This is a genomic window from Vibrio sp. KUL80 (genome assembly GCF_059725495.1).
Map to the genome: position 1 here is coordinate 827,776 of NZ_AP045841.1, position 13,289 is coordinate 841,064.

The 13,289-nt window shown below is 47.2% G+C and carries 17 protein-coding genes; 8 read left to right on the forward strand and 9 right to left on the reverse strand.

Annotation, left to right across the window (positions count from 1 at the left end):
* Entirely contained in the window at positions 1-1,452 is a 1,452-nt protein-coding gene (gene bepA / locus AC6I8U_RS03750; protein ID WP_252012198.1) for a beta-barrel assembly-enhancing protease, read from the reverse strand.
* A 287-nt stretch (positions 1,453-1,739) separates the two neighbouring features.
* Here bepA and AC6I8U_RS03755 point away from each other — a divergent pair, with 287 nt between their 5' ends.
* Positions 1,740-1,976 (forward strand): sulfurtransferase TusA family protein, encoded by a 237-nt coding sequence (locus AC6I8U_RS03755; protein ID WP_128650399.1) that lies wholly within the window; start codon positions 1,740-1,742, stop codon positions 1,974-1,976.
* Positions 1,970-3,040 carry an AI-2E family transporter gene (locus tag AC6I8U_RS03760; RefSeq protein WP_234495332.1) on the forward strand — a complete coding sequence of 357 codons (1,071 nt, stop codon included), beginning with the start codon at positions 1,970-1,972 and terminating at the stop codon, positions 3,038-3,040. The genes AC6I8U_RS03755 and AC6I8U_RS03760 overlap by 7 nt, the downstream gene beginning before the upstream one ends.
* An 80-nt stretch (positions 3,041-3,120) precedes the next feature.
* Here the strand turns inward: AC6I8U_RS03760 and bcp are convergent, their stop codons facing one another.
* Positions 3,121-3,591 carry a thioredoxin-dependent thiol peroxidase gene (bcp, locus tag AC6I8U_RS03765; RefSeq protein ID WP_394150727.1) on the reverse strand — a complete coding sequence of 157 codons (471 nt, stop codon included), beginning with the start codon at positions 3,589-3,591 and terminating at the stop codon, positions 3,121-3,123.
* A 31-nt stretch (positions 3,592-3,622) separates the two neighbouring features.
* A complete protein-coding gene (locus AC6I8U_RS03770; protein ID WP_042473808.1) occupies positions 3,623-4,165 on the reverse strand; it encodes a glycine cleavage system transcriptional repressor in 543 nt (180 codons plus the stop codon).
* A 287-nt stretch (positions 4,166-4,452) separates the two neighbouring features.
* Between AC6I8U_RS03770 and dapA the strand changes: the two genes are divergently transcribed.
* Together dapA and bamC are read left to right on the forward strand one after the other, a co-directional pair.
* The gene (gene dapA / locus AC6I8U_RS03775) at positions 4,453-5,331 is read left to right on the forward strand and encodes a 4-hydroxy-tetrahydrodipicolinate synthase (protein WP_128650396.1); all 879 of its coding nucleotides are present in this window, start codon (positions 4,453-4,455) and stop codon (positions 5,329-5,331) included.
* Positions 5,332-5,380: 49 nt separating this feature from the next.
* The gene (gene bamC, locus AC6I8U_RS03780) at positions 5,381-6,403 is read left to right on the forward strand and encodes an outer membrane protein assembly factor BamC (RefSeq protein WP_498017782.1); all 1,023 of its coding nucleotides are present in this window, start codon (positions 5,381-5,383) and stop codon (positions 6,401-6,403) included.
* Positions 6,404-6,496: 93 nt separating this feature from the next.
* Here the strand turns inward: bamC and AC6I8U_RS03785 are convergent, their stop codons facing one another.
* Genes AC6I8U_RS03785 through AC6I8U_RS03800 form a run of 4 tightly spaced genes read right to left on the reverse strand, consistent with a single transcriptional unit; the run spans position 6,497 to position 8,946 of the window.
* Positions 6,497-6,703 (reverse strand): DUF2897 family protein, encoded by a 207-nt coding sequence (locus tag AC6I8U_RS03785; RefSeq protein WP_498017783.1) that lies wholly within the window; start codon positions 6,701-6,703, stop codon positions 6,497-6,499.
* Between the two features lie 9 nt (positions 6,704-6,712).
* Positions 6,713-7,387, reverse strand: coding sequence for a M15 family metallopeptidase (locus AC6I8U_RS03790; protein WP_498017784.1), 675 nt, complete (start codon positions 7,385-7,387; stop codon positions 6,713-6,715).
* A gap of 13 nt (positions 7,388-7,400) precedes the next feature.
* Positions 7,401-8,540 (reverse strand): succinyl-diaminopimelate desuccinylase, encoded by a 1,140-nt coding sequence (dapE, locus tag AC6I8U_RS03795; protein WP_498017785.1) that lies wholly within the window; start codon positions 8,538-8,540, stop codon positions 7,401-7,403.
* Between the two features lie 55 nt (positions 8,541-8,595).
* Positions 8,596-8,946 (reverse strand): ArsC family reductase, encoded by a 351-nt coding sequence (locus AC6I8U_RS03800; RefSeq protein ID WP_498017786.1) that lies wholly within the window; start codon positions 8,944-8,946, stop codon positions 8,596-8,598.
* A 273-nt stretch (positions 8,947-9,219) separates the two neighbouring features.
* On the opposite strand from AC6I8U_RS03800, the gene AC6I8U_RS03805 reads away from it, so the two are divergent.
* Complete coding sequence (locus AC6I8U_RS03805) at positions 9,220-9,501, forward strand: winged helix-turn-helix domain-containing protein (protein WP_042473827.1); 282 nt, start codon at positions 9,220-9,222, stop codon at positions 9,499-9,501.
* Between the two features lie 78 nt (positions 9,502-9,579).
* Here the strand turns inward: AC6I8U_RS03805 and AC6I8U_RS03810 are convergent, their stop codons facing one another.
* A complete protein-coding gene (locus AC6I8U_RS03810) occupies positions 9,580-9,945 on the reverse strand; it encodes a DUF4156 domain-containing protein (RefSeq protein ID WP_498017787.1) in 366 nt (121 codons plus the stop codon).
* Positions 9,932-10,273, reverse strand: coding sequence for a DUF2956 domain-containing protein (locus AC6I8U_RS03815; RefSeq protein WP_498017788.1), 342 nt, complete (start codon positions 10,271-10,273; stop codon positions 9,932-9,934). Before AC6I8U_RS03815 ends, AC6I8U_RS03810 begins: the two co-directional genes overlap by 14 nt.
* A 113-nt stretch (positions 10,274-10,386) precedes the next feature.
* Between AC6I8U_RS03815 and AC6I8U_RS03820 the strand changes: the two genes are divergently transcribed.
* The 3 genes from AC6I8U_RS03820 to AC6I8U_RS03830 all read left to right on the forward strand — a co-directional run bounded on the left by AC6I8U_RS03820 (position 10,387) and on the right by AC6I8U_RS03830 (position 13,075).
* A complete protein-coding gene (locus AC6I8U_RS03820; protein ID WP_042473835.1) occupies positions 10,387-10,848 on the forward strand; it encodes a DUF2919 domain-containing protein in 462 nt (153 codons plus the stop codon).
* A 70-nt stretch (positions 10,849-10,918) separates the two neighbouring features.
* Positions 10,919-11,824, forward strand: coding sequence for a Dyp-type peroxidase (locus AC6I8U_RS03825; protein ID WP_234495346.1), 906 nt, complete (start codon positions 10,919-10,921; stop codon positions 11,822-11,824).
* Positions 11,825-11,938: 114 nt separating this feature from the next.
* On the forward strand, positions 11,939-13,075 hold the full coding sequence (locus AC6I8U_RS03830; RefSeq protein ID WP_498017789.1) for a flagellin: 1,137 nt from the start codon (positions 11,939-11,941) through the stop codon (positions 13,073-13,075).
* The last annotated feature ends 214 nt before the right edge of the window (positions 13,076-13,289 follow it).

The following is a 13,289-nucleotide window of genomic DNA, read 5'->3' on the forward strand; positions in this document are numbered from 1 at the left end:
TTATTGTAGAGCCATGAAGCGCTCTCGTTGAACCAATAATTGGTCAATACGAGCGTCATAGCGCGCTTGTTTTAAGCTTCCAAGTTCCGCAAGCTGACTCGCTTGTGAGTACATCTGAATCGACTTATCCCACTGAGCGTTTAATGCCATGATCTCAGCGCGCGCTGCTAAGTCTTCAGCGCTGTTGCCTTTTTTGATATTCGCATCGGACAGCAAGTGCCAACCATTGGTGTCATTCGGTCTGTCGTGAGTATATCGCTGTAGTACTTTGATCGCTTCGTCAAGCTTGTCGCTTTCTATCAGTGCATTGGCGTAGTTGATGGAAATCACCGCATTGTTGGGTTTCACTAGCAGTGCACTTTTCATCATTTCGGCTGCTTTTTCAGGTTGCTTCTTGGCGATATACAGATCCGATGCGGCATCTAAATAGAAATTGTTGTTTGGGTCATAGTCGAGCAACTTAGTCAGTATCTCTTCGGCCTTGTCGAGCTTATTGGTATCGAGATACACCAAGGCTTTACCGTACTCAAATGAGTTTTGTATTTTTGGCGATGCTTTTCGCGCTGTGCGCTCAAACCAATCCAAAGCGGCATCGGATTTAATACCAGCCTGGCGTGCTACGATGCGCGCTCTAGCCAAATGGTAATTGATCGATGGTTGTACGCGCAGCGGCGGATAGGCCTGTGCACGTTCGCGAGTATCGGTAATACGGTCTTCTGGTAATGGGTGAGTCAGCAGCATTGGTGGTGGCTTGCTGGCGTATCGATACTCATCGGCGAGTCGACCGAAAAAGCGTGGCATGTCATTGACATCAAATTGAGCGCGCGCCAGTGTTGCGATACCAAAGCGATCGGCTTCTTTCTCGTTACTACGTGTGTAGTTGATGGATGCCTGCATTGAGCCTGCTGTTGTTGCCGTCAACGCAGCCATACCTGCTTGCGGTGCAGCGATAGCGAGTAGCAATGAGCCTACTAGAGCGGCAACCGTGGCAGGAGAGCGACGAGCTTCATCTTCCATGCGACGTGCGAGATGTCGCTGGGTGACGTGTGCGATTTCGTGCGCCATTACCGAAGCGAGTTCACTTTCTGTATGAGCATGTAGGAATAGACCTGAGTGCAGTGCGACGTAGCCACCGAAGAAGGCAAACGCGTTAATATTGCGGTCGCGAATCATGAAGAATGTGAATGGCGTTTTCACGTCATTCGCACTGGATACCAAGCGATGACCAACTGAGTCAATGTACTCGTTCAACACAGGGTCGTTGACGATGGGTGAGCTTGCTCTGATCATCCTCATGTAGGCATCACCATAGATAAGTTCTTGATCTATGGTTAGCGTGGCGCCAGCAGCAGTGCCAATGTCAGGTAAGTCCATTTCGGCGTATGAGACTTGGGGTGTCGATATCGCGGCAGCAATACATAAGCAAACCAACGAGCGGGTACGTTTCAACATGCTAGTGAGGTAACTCCTTTGTAGTTGGTAGTTTGGACCACGAAACTGTCCTTCGGTTTCCTACCATAGCCTCTAACGCAACATTTTTGCATACGGACTCAGGTTAGGAAAGGACTAATAGTGTATTAAGATAACAGCAGGTTATCGTTTTTAGTGACACATTGTTGTGGTAATTGGTGATCTGTAACACATACGGGTTGGGGATACCTCAAAAAGCCTTTACAATAGATCCATTGAAGGTGAACCATGCACTCTTGGCTGCGATAATCGTGAGCGAAAACATAGTGATGACAGATATCCAATTAGATCTGGAAAACGAACGCTGCCCCATGTCGCTGCTGCTGGTAAAGCGCGCATACAAGCAACTTGAAACCCAACAAGTGCTGCGTGTCCGTATAGTGGATACGCAATCTATTCGAGACTGTCGACACTACCTCATTAAGCAAAATGCGATGATCGATTGTACCCAAGAGCATCATGTCACCGTGATGACCATATCAAAAAGGAAGGATAGCGAATGCTAGACATGGTTCGTCGCTGGTATAAGCGACGTTTTTCAGACCCAGACGCAGTAAGTCTGGTGGTAATTTTGCTATTTGGTTTTATTACCATCTACTTCTTTGGCAACCTGATCGCCCCATTGTTGGTGGCGATTGTATTAGCCTACCTTCTTGAATGGCCAGTGAGCAAATTGCACTCGCTTGGACTTCCTCGAACGTTTGCTGTTATGACGGTCATCTTAGTCTTCATTGGGCTGATGCTCATGGCCATCTTTGGCTTAGTACCAACGATTTGGAATCAGGTTGGTAATCTGCTCAATGATATTCCTAATATGTACACTGGATTGCAGCAATTCGTGGCCTCTCTTCCTGAGCGCTACCCAGACCTTGCAGAAGTACATCTAGTCGAATCCATCATTATCAATATGAGAGATAAGGTTCTCGTATTGGGTGAGAACGTGGTCAAAGGCTCACTTGCATCGCTTGTCAGTCTGGCTGCACTCGCCGTCTATCTGATTTTGGTCCCGCTATTAGTGTTCTTCTTGCTAAAAGACAAAGAAGAAATGGTTGGCATGGCTAGTGGTGTACTACCGCAAAACCGCCGCCTAGCGAACAAAGTCTGGGTTGAGATGAACCAACAGATTTCTAATTATATTCGCGGTAAGGTACTGGAAATTCTAATCGTTGGTACGGTGAGTTACATTACATTTGCGGTACTGGATCTTCGCTATTCTGTACTTCTTGCAGTACTTGTCGGTTTCTCCGTACTGATTCCTTACATTGGTGCTGCCGCCGTGACTGTGCCGGTTGCCATTGTTGGTTTGTTCCAGTGGGGGCTAACGCCTCAGTTCTATTGGCTTCTGTTAGCTTACGGCATCATTCAAGCGCTTGATGGTAACGTATTAGTGCCAATCCTATTCTCAGAAGCTGTAAACCTGCACCCAGTGGCGATAATTGTTGCGGTGTTAGTATTCGGTGGTTTGTGGGGATTTTGGGGCGTCTTCTTCGCGATACCGCTCGCAACCCTAGTGAAAGCCGTATGGAATGCGCTGCCTAGTAACGATGAACCCATACAACCCGCCACATAAATATTAAAAAAGCCTCGCTAAGCGAGGCTTTTTTAATATCCGTTGGTTGCCTGTCGATGAGCCTACAGGCTGCCAAGTTATTAGTCGTTACCGTTTAGGTAATCAAGCACCACTTCATGGTGAGTCTTGGTTTTAAACTTATTAAACACGTGCTCGATAACACCTTCTTCGTTTATCAGAAAGCTAATACGGTGCAGGCCGTCGTATACTTTGCCCATGAACTTCTTCTCGCCCCAAACGCCAAACTGGTCGGCAACCGCGTGGTCTTCGTCTGATAGAAGGGTGAAGTTTAGAGAGTCGCGTTCAATGAACTTACCAAGGCGCTTAACAGGATCGATGCTAACGCCTAATACCACAACGTTGTGCGCGTCGAGTTCTGCTTTGGTGTCACGTAAACCTTGTGCTTGAACCGTACAACCTGGTGTCATCGCTTTAGGGTAGAAGTAGAACAGTACCTTCTTGCCTTTAAAGTCTTGCAGCGTCACCGTGTTGCCATCTTGGTCGAGCAGTGAGAAATTTGGGGCTGGAGTACCCGCCGTCAATGTGTTCATTGAGATTCCTTTGAAGTCTATATTTTTATTATTAATGGGTTCCGCTAATGAAGTTTAGCGACCCTTTTACTGAAAGCTGGTTGCACAGGGCATCGAACTCTTCTTGAAGTTGCATCAGATTGCAATCCTCGTCGACATTGGCACTGAGTGCGATCTGAAACTGGTCAGTATCGGTACCTGCTCGCTCTTTCACTATGGTCTGTGCGCTTAATGACGCCAGTCCAATGTGCTTGTCGGCGAAGAATTGAGTGAATTCTTCAGTGAGTCCCACACGGTCTTCAGACTCGATGAATACCTCAACCGTATATTGGTTGGGAATGGAGTCGTGCTTGGAGGTACGTTTCATCATGGTGATCAGATCATGTTCTTGACCCAATAGTGGCAGAGTGGTCTCAACGCGAGTGATGTAACTAGGCGTGCCAGAAATTAACATGATGAGGGTGAATTCATTGCCGAACATGGCAATGCGACTGTCAATGATGTTGCAGCCCGCATTGGCGACGAGATGAACAACTTCATTGCATATCCCTGGTCGGTCTGTGCCAACTGCGGTAATCACTAAATACTGATTCATAGTGTCACTCTAAATTCCTTGTTGGCTATATGTTAGCATAGCTAGGCCCAAAGCTCTTGTGATAGATGTAACCGATTATCGACAAAGTGCCGTTGAGTGGTCGCGGATTGAGCATAGAATTAACTCCAGATTGACACCTGTTTTACAGAAAAGCGCATCTTATACGTGCCTCATATCCGAAATCTGAAATTATTCATTCACTTCTTGGTGGGATCTGTTTTTAAGCTCTTGTGTTTATCAATAGCATTACAGTACCATGCAGTAAGTATCAATTTAGGGAGATCACCATGTTTTCAGGAAGTATTGTTGCGCTATTAACCCCACTCACCACAGACGGCGAAGTTGATTTTGTTAGTCTACGAAAACTGGTTGAGCATCACATCGAAGCCGGTACCGATGGTATCGTTGCGGTAGGTACGACAGGGGAGTCTGCAACTCTAACCGTTGAAGAACATGTCAAAGTTGTCGCCAAAACGGTAGAGTTTGCCGATGGCCGTTTGCCTATCATCGCGGGCACAGGTGCTAATGCAACACACGAAGCGATCACGTTTAGCCGTTTGTTCAACAATGTGGGCATTGCAGGTTGCTTGAGTGTGACTCCTTACTACAACAAGCCTACTCAAGAAGGCATGTACCAACACTACAAAGCGATCTCTGAGGAAACTGATATCCCACAGATCCTTTACAACGTTCCTGGCCGCACAGGTGTTGACCTAAAACCAGAAACGGTTGCTCGTCTAGCAGAGCTTCCAAACATCGTTGCACTTAAAGATGCGACGGGTGATTTGTCTCGAGTGCAAACTCACCGTGAACTTTGTGGCGAAGATTTTATCTTACTAAGTGGAGATGACGCGACTGGCCTTGATTTCATCAAGGAAGGCGGTAAAGGCGTTATCTCTGTGACCAACAACATCGCGGCTGCAGACATGGCGAAAATGATGCATCTAGCGCTGGAAGGTAAGTTTGAAGAAGCTGAGATCATCAACCAACGTTTGATGACTCTGCATAAAAACTTGTTTGTTGAGTCGAGCCCAATTCCTGTTAAATGGGCTGCGCACAGAATGGGTCTTATCGCGAACGGCGATCTAAGACTGCCGCTCACTGAACTATCAGAAGAAGCGAAACCGATTGTTGCTCAAGCTCTAACAGAAGCCTGCATTTACTAATTAGAACGGTAAGAGGAGCGCCAAGCTCCTCTTATATAAGGGAGTATCAATGAAATTTTCACGTCAGCTAGCGGTTTCTACGTTAGCTGTTATTGTTTTAGCCGCGTGCTCAAGTGACCCTAAGACGCGTCGCGAGGCGAAAGATGACTTCAACTACCTCGAAGCGCCAGGGCTAAAAGAGTGGACCTTACCAGAAGGTGCCACCCCTCAGTTTTATCCAAATTATGAAATTCCTACGGGTGACTTCTCTGGTGGCATCGGTCGTGAGGTCGATATTCGTCCACCGCAGCAAGTGTTAGAGCTTATTCCAGGCGCTCGTGTAGAGCGACAAGGCTCAGAAGTAACACTTTGGCTGCTTCAAGAAGAAGAGATGGACAAGGTATGGGCGACGGTGAAAACGATGCTCTCCGAGATCGGCGTTGAGTCTGTGAATGAAACAGACGACATGATCGAAACGGGCTGGGTGACTTGGGTCTCGGAAGATGAAGACGTAGAGATTGGTAGCCGCTACGAGATCACGCGTTACGAAGCAAACAATCGCCACGGCTTTAAGATGAAGCTTATCGATTGGCGTGAAGGTGGAACGGTAAAACCGGTTACTCGTGTTAATGAAGAGCGCTACAACACGCTGATGACTAACCTAGTGACAGCGCGTTATGACCGTGATCTTCGTGAAGAAGCGGCGCTTCGTGCTCAAGAGCTAGTGAAGTCTATTCCAATTAGTATGGGGACTGACCGTAGTGGTCTGCCAGTCATCATTGCGCGTACTCCTTACAACGTGTTGTGGCAAGAACTGCCTGAGCTGCTGCCTAAGATGGGCTTTACGATTGAAGAGCGTAACCAGTCTCAAGGTACTGCTAAAGCCAAGTATGCCAGCCCAGATGATGAGTTCTGGAATCAAGTGGGCCTTAAGCCGATTGATCTAGAGCCAGGTGATTACACCTTCTTGTTCGGTGATCTGGGTAACCGTACCTCTATCAACGTGACGGATAAAGATGGTAAACCGGTATCTGAGAATCTACTACGCTCGCTAGAACCATTGATTGCGACTGTGATTAAGAAAGAGCAGTAATAGCAATAATTTAGTCATTAAAAAGGACCCAATCGGGTCCTTTTTTCTATCCGTAGGCTCTGCACGCTGAGTGCCTGTCTTAATGTGTGGCGGCTATTTTTCTGAATCGTCGTTCGCCTTGTCACCGTACTTCTGTTTATCCAACTCATTGAGTCTATCTAGCTGCTGTTTACGCGACATGACTTTATCACTTTGCTGGAACTTCATATTAGCCGTGTACTTCAAAGCCGCGATGTTGCCGATGACAACCGCGAGTACCACGAGAATGATTACCCAAGGGTTAAACAGCCACTCAATCATAGTCTACTCTCAGCGATTAATGTTGGTTACATACTGATTGTAGATGGAATCGAGTTTAGAAAGTATCGGCTCTTGTCCCAAAATGTCTGATTGCTTCAAAACTTTACCAAGTTTTTCACATGAAAAACTGTCTAAACAGTCACTTGCACTCGCTCGGTGGCTAATGTGCCACGGTTCCATGGCGACCCCACCATTATCTTTCGCATAAGGAAAGAAAAAGCCATAGCTGTCCGCATGTTGTTTGAGCCAGTGATAGAAAGGGTGCTGATGCCCATCAAGGTACTCCCATGGCTCGAGCTGAAGGGTTGTGTCAGCAGGGAGTAGATTACCCGCATAGACATCAAAGTCAGTGCCCCAATGGTGACGACTTGCGCCTGGGAGTGCGCTCCATTTGAGGATGGCCGTCACTTTTTCTGCTTCGCTTAACGAGTCGACATCCATTGGAACACTATCGGCATCCAAAATGGGTTTTGCTCCCGACATTTTGGCATTCCAAATGGCAAGCTGACGCTCAAAAGAGCGATAGCCACTGGCAAGATAGAGATCAAAGCCCGCCGATTTCGCCGCGTTAACTAGCTCACCGAGATCGCGACTTGCGTCAGGATGAACGAGAAACGTGCGATTACCGATCGTGATATCGACCAGTGAGTCAGAAGACTGTCCTACTAGATGAGCTATCTCCATCTTGCGCCTCACGTTATTTTTGAGCGAATAAGTTCACCAAGGTGTTTTCGTACATATCCGTCAGTTTTTCTAAGTCTGCAACATTCACGCACTCATTTACTTTGTGAATCGTGGCGTTGACTGGACCCAACTCTACGACCTGAGCACCCATGCGAGCGATGAAGCGTCCGTCTGAGGTTCCACCTGTGGTCAGAAGCTCAGGACGAGTGTGATTGACTTCTTCCACTGCGCTGACAACGGCATCAAGTAGGCTGCCTTTATCAGTAAGGAATGGGTGTCCGCTGAGTGTCCATTTCAGGTCGTAGTCAAGACCATGCAAATCAAGCGTTGAGTGGACGCGACTCTTGATGGTTTCATCGGTCAGTTCAGTACTGAAACGGAAGTTAAACTGTACGTTAAACTCGCCTGGGATGACATTGCTTGCGCCAGTACCTGCTTCAAGGTTCGGGATCTGGAAGCTGGTTGGTGGGAAGTAGTCGTTACCTTCATCCCATTTAGTTGCAGCAAGCTCCGCTAGAGCTGGGAGCGCTTGATGCACCGGGTTATTTGCTAGGTGGGGGTAGGCAACGTGACCTTGTGTCCCTTTGACCTTAAGGTCTCCAGTGATGGAGCCGCGGCGGCCGTTTTTAATAACATCACCAACAGTGTTAGTACTCGATGGTTCGCCAACAATGCACATGTCGATGTTCTCATCACGAGCCATAAGCGTATCGACAACACGTGTCGTACCGTTGATGAACGGACCCTCTTCATCAGAGGTGATAAGAAACGCAATTGAGCCTGTGTGGTCTGGGTGTTTCTCGATAAATCGCTCCACCGCAACAATCATACACGCCAGTGAGCCCTTCATATCTGCCGCACCGCGTCCATGAAGGTGACCATCGATGATGGTTGGTTCAAATGGTGGTGTATGCCATTGGTCTAGGTTGCCAGCTGGGACTACGTCGGTGTGACCAGCAAAAGCAAACAGTGGTGCCTGTGTGCCGCGTCGCGCCCAAAAGTTAGTTGTATCCTCAAATACCATGACTTCGATTTCAAAGCCGAGCTTCTCTAGTCTTTCGATCATGACTTTTTGGCAGTCGGCGTCTTCTGGTGTCACTGATTGGCGGCTGATTAGGTCTTTTGCGAGTGCCAAAACGGGGCTGTCGTTCATCCTTGAGGATCCTTGTTCTTGTCGTGTTCTAATGTTGTGTTTGCGTATCTGGCTATTATGCGCCAAACAGTTGTTGATATTGTTCAGCTTTAAAGCCCACGTATTGTTTACCGTCTAAGTCGATAATTGGGCGCTTGATCATGGCAGAGTGCTCGACGAGTAATGCAATGACATTCTCTTCATTTAGGCTGTCTTTTTGCTCTTGCGTCAGTTGGCGGTACGTTGTGCCACGTTTATTGATGACTTGCTCCCAACCGAGCTGCTCGCAAAAAGCGCGGACCATCTCTTCATTGATACCGTCTTTGCGATAGTTATGGAATGAATAGTCGAGCTCGTTTGCTTCCAACCATTTCTTAGCTTTTTTGATGGTGTCACAGTTGGGAATTCCAAACATTGTAATAGCCATGATGACTTCCTTATGGGCGTTAAATTCTGACTTTTGTTTATTCTGCTCTGAATCGTCGGACGCAAAGCATTTCATTGTGTTTAGCATCCTATCAAGAAGTGTCGCGTTAAACAAAAGGTTGTAAGCGATCACAGTTTTCTGCCCCGTTTTCGGCATCAACAGTTACAAAATCTCAAATTTCGAAATCACAGCGATCAGCGAGAAATTGATCAAGCGCAACACGGGCGCTCGTAAATGCAATATATTGGAAATGCACATAAATAGGAGGTGTCAATGGAACTGAGTCCTGTTTTTGCACGTCGTCTCTATCTCGCGTTGCTCGTTGAAAGCATCGAAAGACCGAATGTGCCAAAACTAATCGAGAAAACGGGTTGGCCTCGCCGAACCATTCAAGATGTCATCAAAGCGCTACCGGGAATCGGCATTGAGTTGATGTTTGTTCAAGATGGGCGTAGACACAACGATGGTTATTACCAGTTGTCAGACTGGGGACCTTTTGACAGTCAATGGGTGATTGATCGCCAAGGTGATATCGAAACGACATTGGGTGTATAGCTTAGGTGCTGCAAAAGGGTTTGAGTGACCGTCGCGTGCATTGGAATGAAAAAATAAAGCCGAAGCTAAGCTTCGGCTTTATTTTTTACAGCGATAGGCGGTGCCAAATAGGGTCACAGACGTCTCAAAATCAACAGGTGTGAGCAGCAGTACGGTGTCGCCACCCAACGCCGCCGTTTGATTTTTTATCTCGTTGACAGCCCCTTCCGTAAGCGAAGCGTTACTGAAGAATAGATAGGTGTACCAATGACCTTCAGAGCCTCTTACATCCCCTTTCCATTGGCATTGAGACACATCCATATTGGCATCGGCTCGCACCTCAACGATCTGCGCTTGCTCAGATTGCAGTTGATTAAAAGGCTGCGAGCAACCGGCTAGCAAAATGGTGCTCACCAACGCCACTCCAAATGCTACTTTTTCTGTGGTGCGCTTAAATCGTGACATAGCTGATAAATCCGATCCAACTTACGATAAGCAGCGCCCATGGCAGCATATCTTGACGTGGTTTGCTTTCTTCTGTCGAGGTAGTCTGCTGATCGACAGCGGTTTCTTGCTGTGCTTGTTGTTTGGTCCGCTTTTGTTTCTTCAGCGCTTTATCAGCTTGACGCTTTCGCTCTTTTTGCTGCTTCTTATACTGAGCAATGCCTTTTTCGATGCCTTGAGCGATTAATTTGGTCTGCTCTTTGGTTTGCCCCGGCTTTTGCGTGGCTTTGGCAATTTTCATTGCTTCTTGCTGTGTTTCCACTGAAGGGGTAATTTTGTCGTTCTTCATGCTAATTCCGCGTGAGAGTTTTCGAGCATCTTAGCACAATGATGGTGTGGATCTTGAATGATTCGAGGGTTAGCACCATATACTTTGATATGAGTTAAAAATAGAGACGTACAATGCGCTATGGCATCGAACAATATGATCAGCACGGTCTGTTGAAAACACCAGTTTTACTCTGGGTGGGGTGGGCGTTCCTGATCCGTGCGTGGGTGGTGTTTGTCGTCGCAGGGGCGAGTCGTCAAGAGGGTAGTACGATATTACAGTATGTTTACCCAAACCATACTATGCTGTATCTCGGACTCGCGATGGGCTTGCCTATTGTTGTGGGAATGTGGCTGGTTGGACTAAGAAAAAGCGACTCAACCAAAACCAACTTCATTGTTAGCCAGCTAAAACCCGTCACCTTACTCATTGTGATACTTCAGCTTGCCCATACTGTTTATTTGGTTGATTTGCAGCACTGGCAATTTACCTGGACCAATGCCGTGACTTTGGTGTCATTGATTTGGTTTGCTATTTATTTGCTGAACAGCCGCCGCGTAGCCGATAGCTTAGCGCTTCCAGCGAAAATCACCTAAGTTCCTGATCAAGGTCATACAATCAACAACTGTTAAAAAATACACTGAGCGAAAAAACAGAGGAAAGATAATGTCATTACCACAAAGTGCGATTACGCCAGAGGCAGAGCCTTTTGCGCTATATACCCAATTAAAAGTCAATCAGAATGCTCAACAGGTACTAGAAGCCCTTCAAAAGCTACCTGCGCTGGTGGAAGAGCTAAATGAAACTCAACCAGGTGCTCAGTTGACGCTCTCTGTGGCTTTCTCTCACGCTTTTTGGTCTCAGCTAGAACAATCTATGCCATCTGAGCTAAAGCCATTCCCAGAGCTTGGTGAGGGCGATATTTTCGCACCATCATCAGATGTTGATGTATTGGTTCACTGTCACTCGAATCGCCACGACTTGCATTTCTATTTGCTGCGCAAGCTGATGGGGCAGATTGCTGAAGATGTCACCATCGTGGATGAGACACAGGGCTTCCGCTTTATGGACTCTCGCGATATGACGGATTTCGTCGATGGCACTGAAAACCCGAAAGGTGAGCAGCGTGCAGAGGTGGCATTGGTTGCTGATGGTGAGTTCGCCGGTGGCAGTTATGTGATGGTTCAGCGCTTTGAACACAACCTTCCAGCGTGGAATCGTCTGAATGTGTCCGCTCAGGAAAAAGTGGTAGGTCGTACTAAGCCAGACAGTATTGAGCTTGAGGATGTGCCGGCTGCGTCTCACGTTGGTCGTGTAGACATTAAAGAGGAAGGCAAAGGGCTAAAAATCGTTCGTCACAGCTTGCCTTATGGCACAGTAAGTGGCCCTCATGGTTTGCTGTTTATCGCATACTGTCATACGGTACATAACTTCGACGCGATGCTTGAAAGCATGTATGGCGTTACCGATGGCAAAACCGATCAACTATTGCGCTTCACTAAAGCCGTCACTGGTGGTTACTTCTTTGCGCCTTCGCAGGCAATGTTTGCGACCCTAAACGTCAAAGCTTAATTGCCTCTCAGTTCCTAGGGGATAACACCTCCCCTAGGTGCTTACCATATTTTCCTCAAGTTTCCTTTCTAATGGACGATATCTAGGCTATTCATCACGCCTTTTGGAAGCCAAATGTCGATCACCGTCAATACCAATGTCAGTGCTATGGTTGCTCAAAATCACCTGGGTAGTGCAAGTAAAGCACTGAGCCAGTCGTTGGAGCGCCTGTCATCAGGGCATCGCATCAATAGTGCCAAGGACGACGCGGCAGGCTTGCGGATCTCGAATCGCCTCAATGCTCAAATAAGTGGCTTAGGTGTCGCTCAGCGCAATGCCAATGATGGCATCTCGATTATGCAGACGGCGGAGGGGGCGATGAATGAGGCGACTCACATCCTACAACGCATGCGCGATTTGTCCCTGCAAAGCTCTAACGGTTCTAATTCGGCTCAAGATAGACAAGCATTAGAAGAAGAGTTTGTTGCCTTGAATGATGAGCTGAATCGAATTGCTGAAACCACAAGTTTTGGTGGACGAATACTTCTCAATGGCACCTTCGGGACGTCATCGTTCCAGATAGGGGCTCAATCTGGCGAAGCCTTGCAAGTGGGACTTGGTAACTTGCGTACTGATCAACTTTCTATGGGGGGCGCTGTATATCAGGCGAGTCGAGCGGCTACGCCGAATTGGCAAGTCACAGACAGTAATCGTGAGCTGACATTCAGTTACCTTGATGCTGCTGGCGAAAGTCAAACCAAGACGATAGAACTTAAAGCTGGCGATGACATTGAACAGGTCGCGACCTATATCAATGGTCAAACGGATATCCTGTCGGCGTCGGTGGATGAAAACGGTCAGTTGCAGGTTTTTGCGGACTCCGAGAAAGTAAAAGGGGCTGCCGACTTTTCTGGCAGCTTTGCGAGTGAGGTTGGGCTGCAAAACGGTGAAATTGTCACGGTAAATGACCTGTCTATTCGCTCAGTTGGAGGCGCTCAGCTCTCTGTTTCTGTATTAGATAAAGCGATGCAGTTTGTGGATAGTCATCGAGCGGCTCTGGGGGCGAACCAGAACCGCCTCAATCACACCATTAATAATCTTGCCAACATGGAAGAGAATCTATCCGCATCGCAAAGCCGTATTCGCGATACTGATTATGCAAAAGAAACCACGGAGATGCTCAAGCAGCAGATTTTGCAGCAAGTGAGCACCTCGATATTGGCGCAAGCTAAGCAAACGCCAAACCTCGCTCTGACCTTATTGCAAGGCTAGCGCTAGCCCAAATCCAAGCATAAGCAGAGTTGTCTAAGTGTACTTGTCTATTAGCACTTGTTTATGAGCAACAGCACCCTTCGACATCTTGTTCATCAACTTTAGTCTTTTTTTGATAAAACTTTTCTTTTTACCATTCTTGTCACAACTTCCTACGCTAACAGCCAAAATACTCAATTTAATTTCATTTTTTTCTCAAGTCTTTGGTTTCGAA

Coding starts and splice junctions, on each gene's coding strand:
- bepA (WP_252012198.1), bottom strand. CDS start 1,452: ATGTTGAAACGTACCCGCTCGTTGGTTTGCTTATGTATTGCTGCCGCG.
- AC6I8U_RS03755 (WP_128650399.1), top strand. CDS start 1,740: ATGACAGATATCCAATTAGATCTGGAAAACGAACGCTGCCCCATGTCG.
- AC6I8U_RS03760 (WP_234495332.1), top strand. CDS start 1,970: ATGCTAGACATGGTTCGTCGCTGGTATAAGCGACGTTTTTCAGACCCA.
- bcp (WP_394150727.1), bottom strand. CDS start 3,591: ATGAACACATTGACGGCGGGTACTCCAGCCCCAAATTTCTCACTGCTC.
- AC6I8U_RS03770 (WP_042473808.1), bottom strand. CDS start 4,165: ATGAATCAGTATTTAGTGATTACCGCAGTTGGCACAGACCGACCAGGG.
- dapA (WP_128650396.1), top strand. CDS start 4,453: ATGTTTTCAGGAAGTATTGTTGCGCTATTAACCCCACTCACCACAGAC.
- bamC (WP_498017782.1), top strand. CDS start 5,381: ATGAAATTTTCACGTCAGCTAGCGGTTTCTACGTTAGCTGTTATTGTT.
- AC6I8U_RS03785 (WP_498017783.1), bottom strand. CDS start 6,703: ATGATTGAGTGGCTGTTTAACCCTTGGGTAATCATTCTCGTGGTACTC.
- AC6I8U_RS03790 (WP_498017784.1), bottom strand. CDS start 7,387: ATGGAGATAGCTCATCTAGTAGGACAGTCTTCTGACTCACTGGTCGAT.
- dapE (WP_498017785.1), bottom strand. CDS start 8,540: ATGAACGACAGCCCCGTTTTGGCACTCGCAAAAGACCTAATCAGCCGC.
- AC6I8U_RS03800 (WP_498017786.1), bottom strand. CDS start 8,946: ATGGCTATTACAATGTTTGGAATTCCCAACTGTGACACCATCAAAAAA.
- AC6I8U_RS03805 (WP_042473827.1), top strand. CDS start 9,220: ATGGAACTGAGTCCTGTTTTTGCACGTCGTCTCTATCTCGCGTTGCTC.
- AC6I8U_RS03810 (WP_498017787.1), bottom strand. CDS start 9,945: ATGTCACGATTTAAGCGCACCACAGAAAAAGTAGCATTTGGAGTGGCG.
- AC6I8U_RS03815 (WP_498017788.1), bottom strand. CDS start 10,273: ATGAAGAACGACAAAATTACCCCTTCAGTGGAAACACAGCAAGAAGCA.
- AC6I8U_RS03820 (WP_042473835.1), top strand. CDS start 10,387: ATGCGCTATGGCATCGAACAATATGATCAGCACGGTCTGTTGAAAACA.
- AC6I8U_RS03825 (WP_234495346.1), top strand. CDS start 10,919: ATGTCATTACCACAAAGTGCGATTACGCCAGAGGCAGAGCCTTTTGCG.
- AC6I8U_RS03830 (WP_498017789.1), top strand. CDS start 11,939: ATGTCGATCACCGTCAATACCAATGTCAGTGCTATGGTTGCTCAAAAT.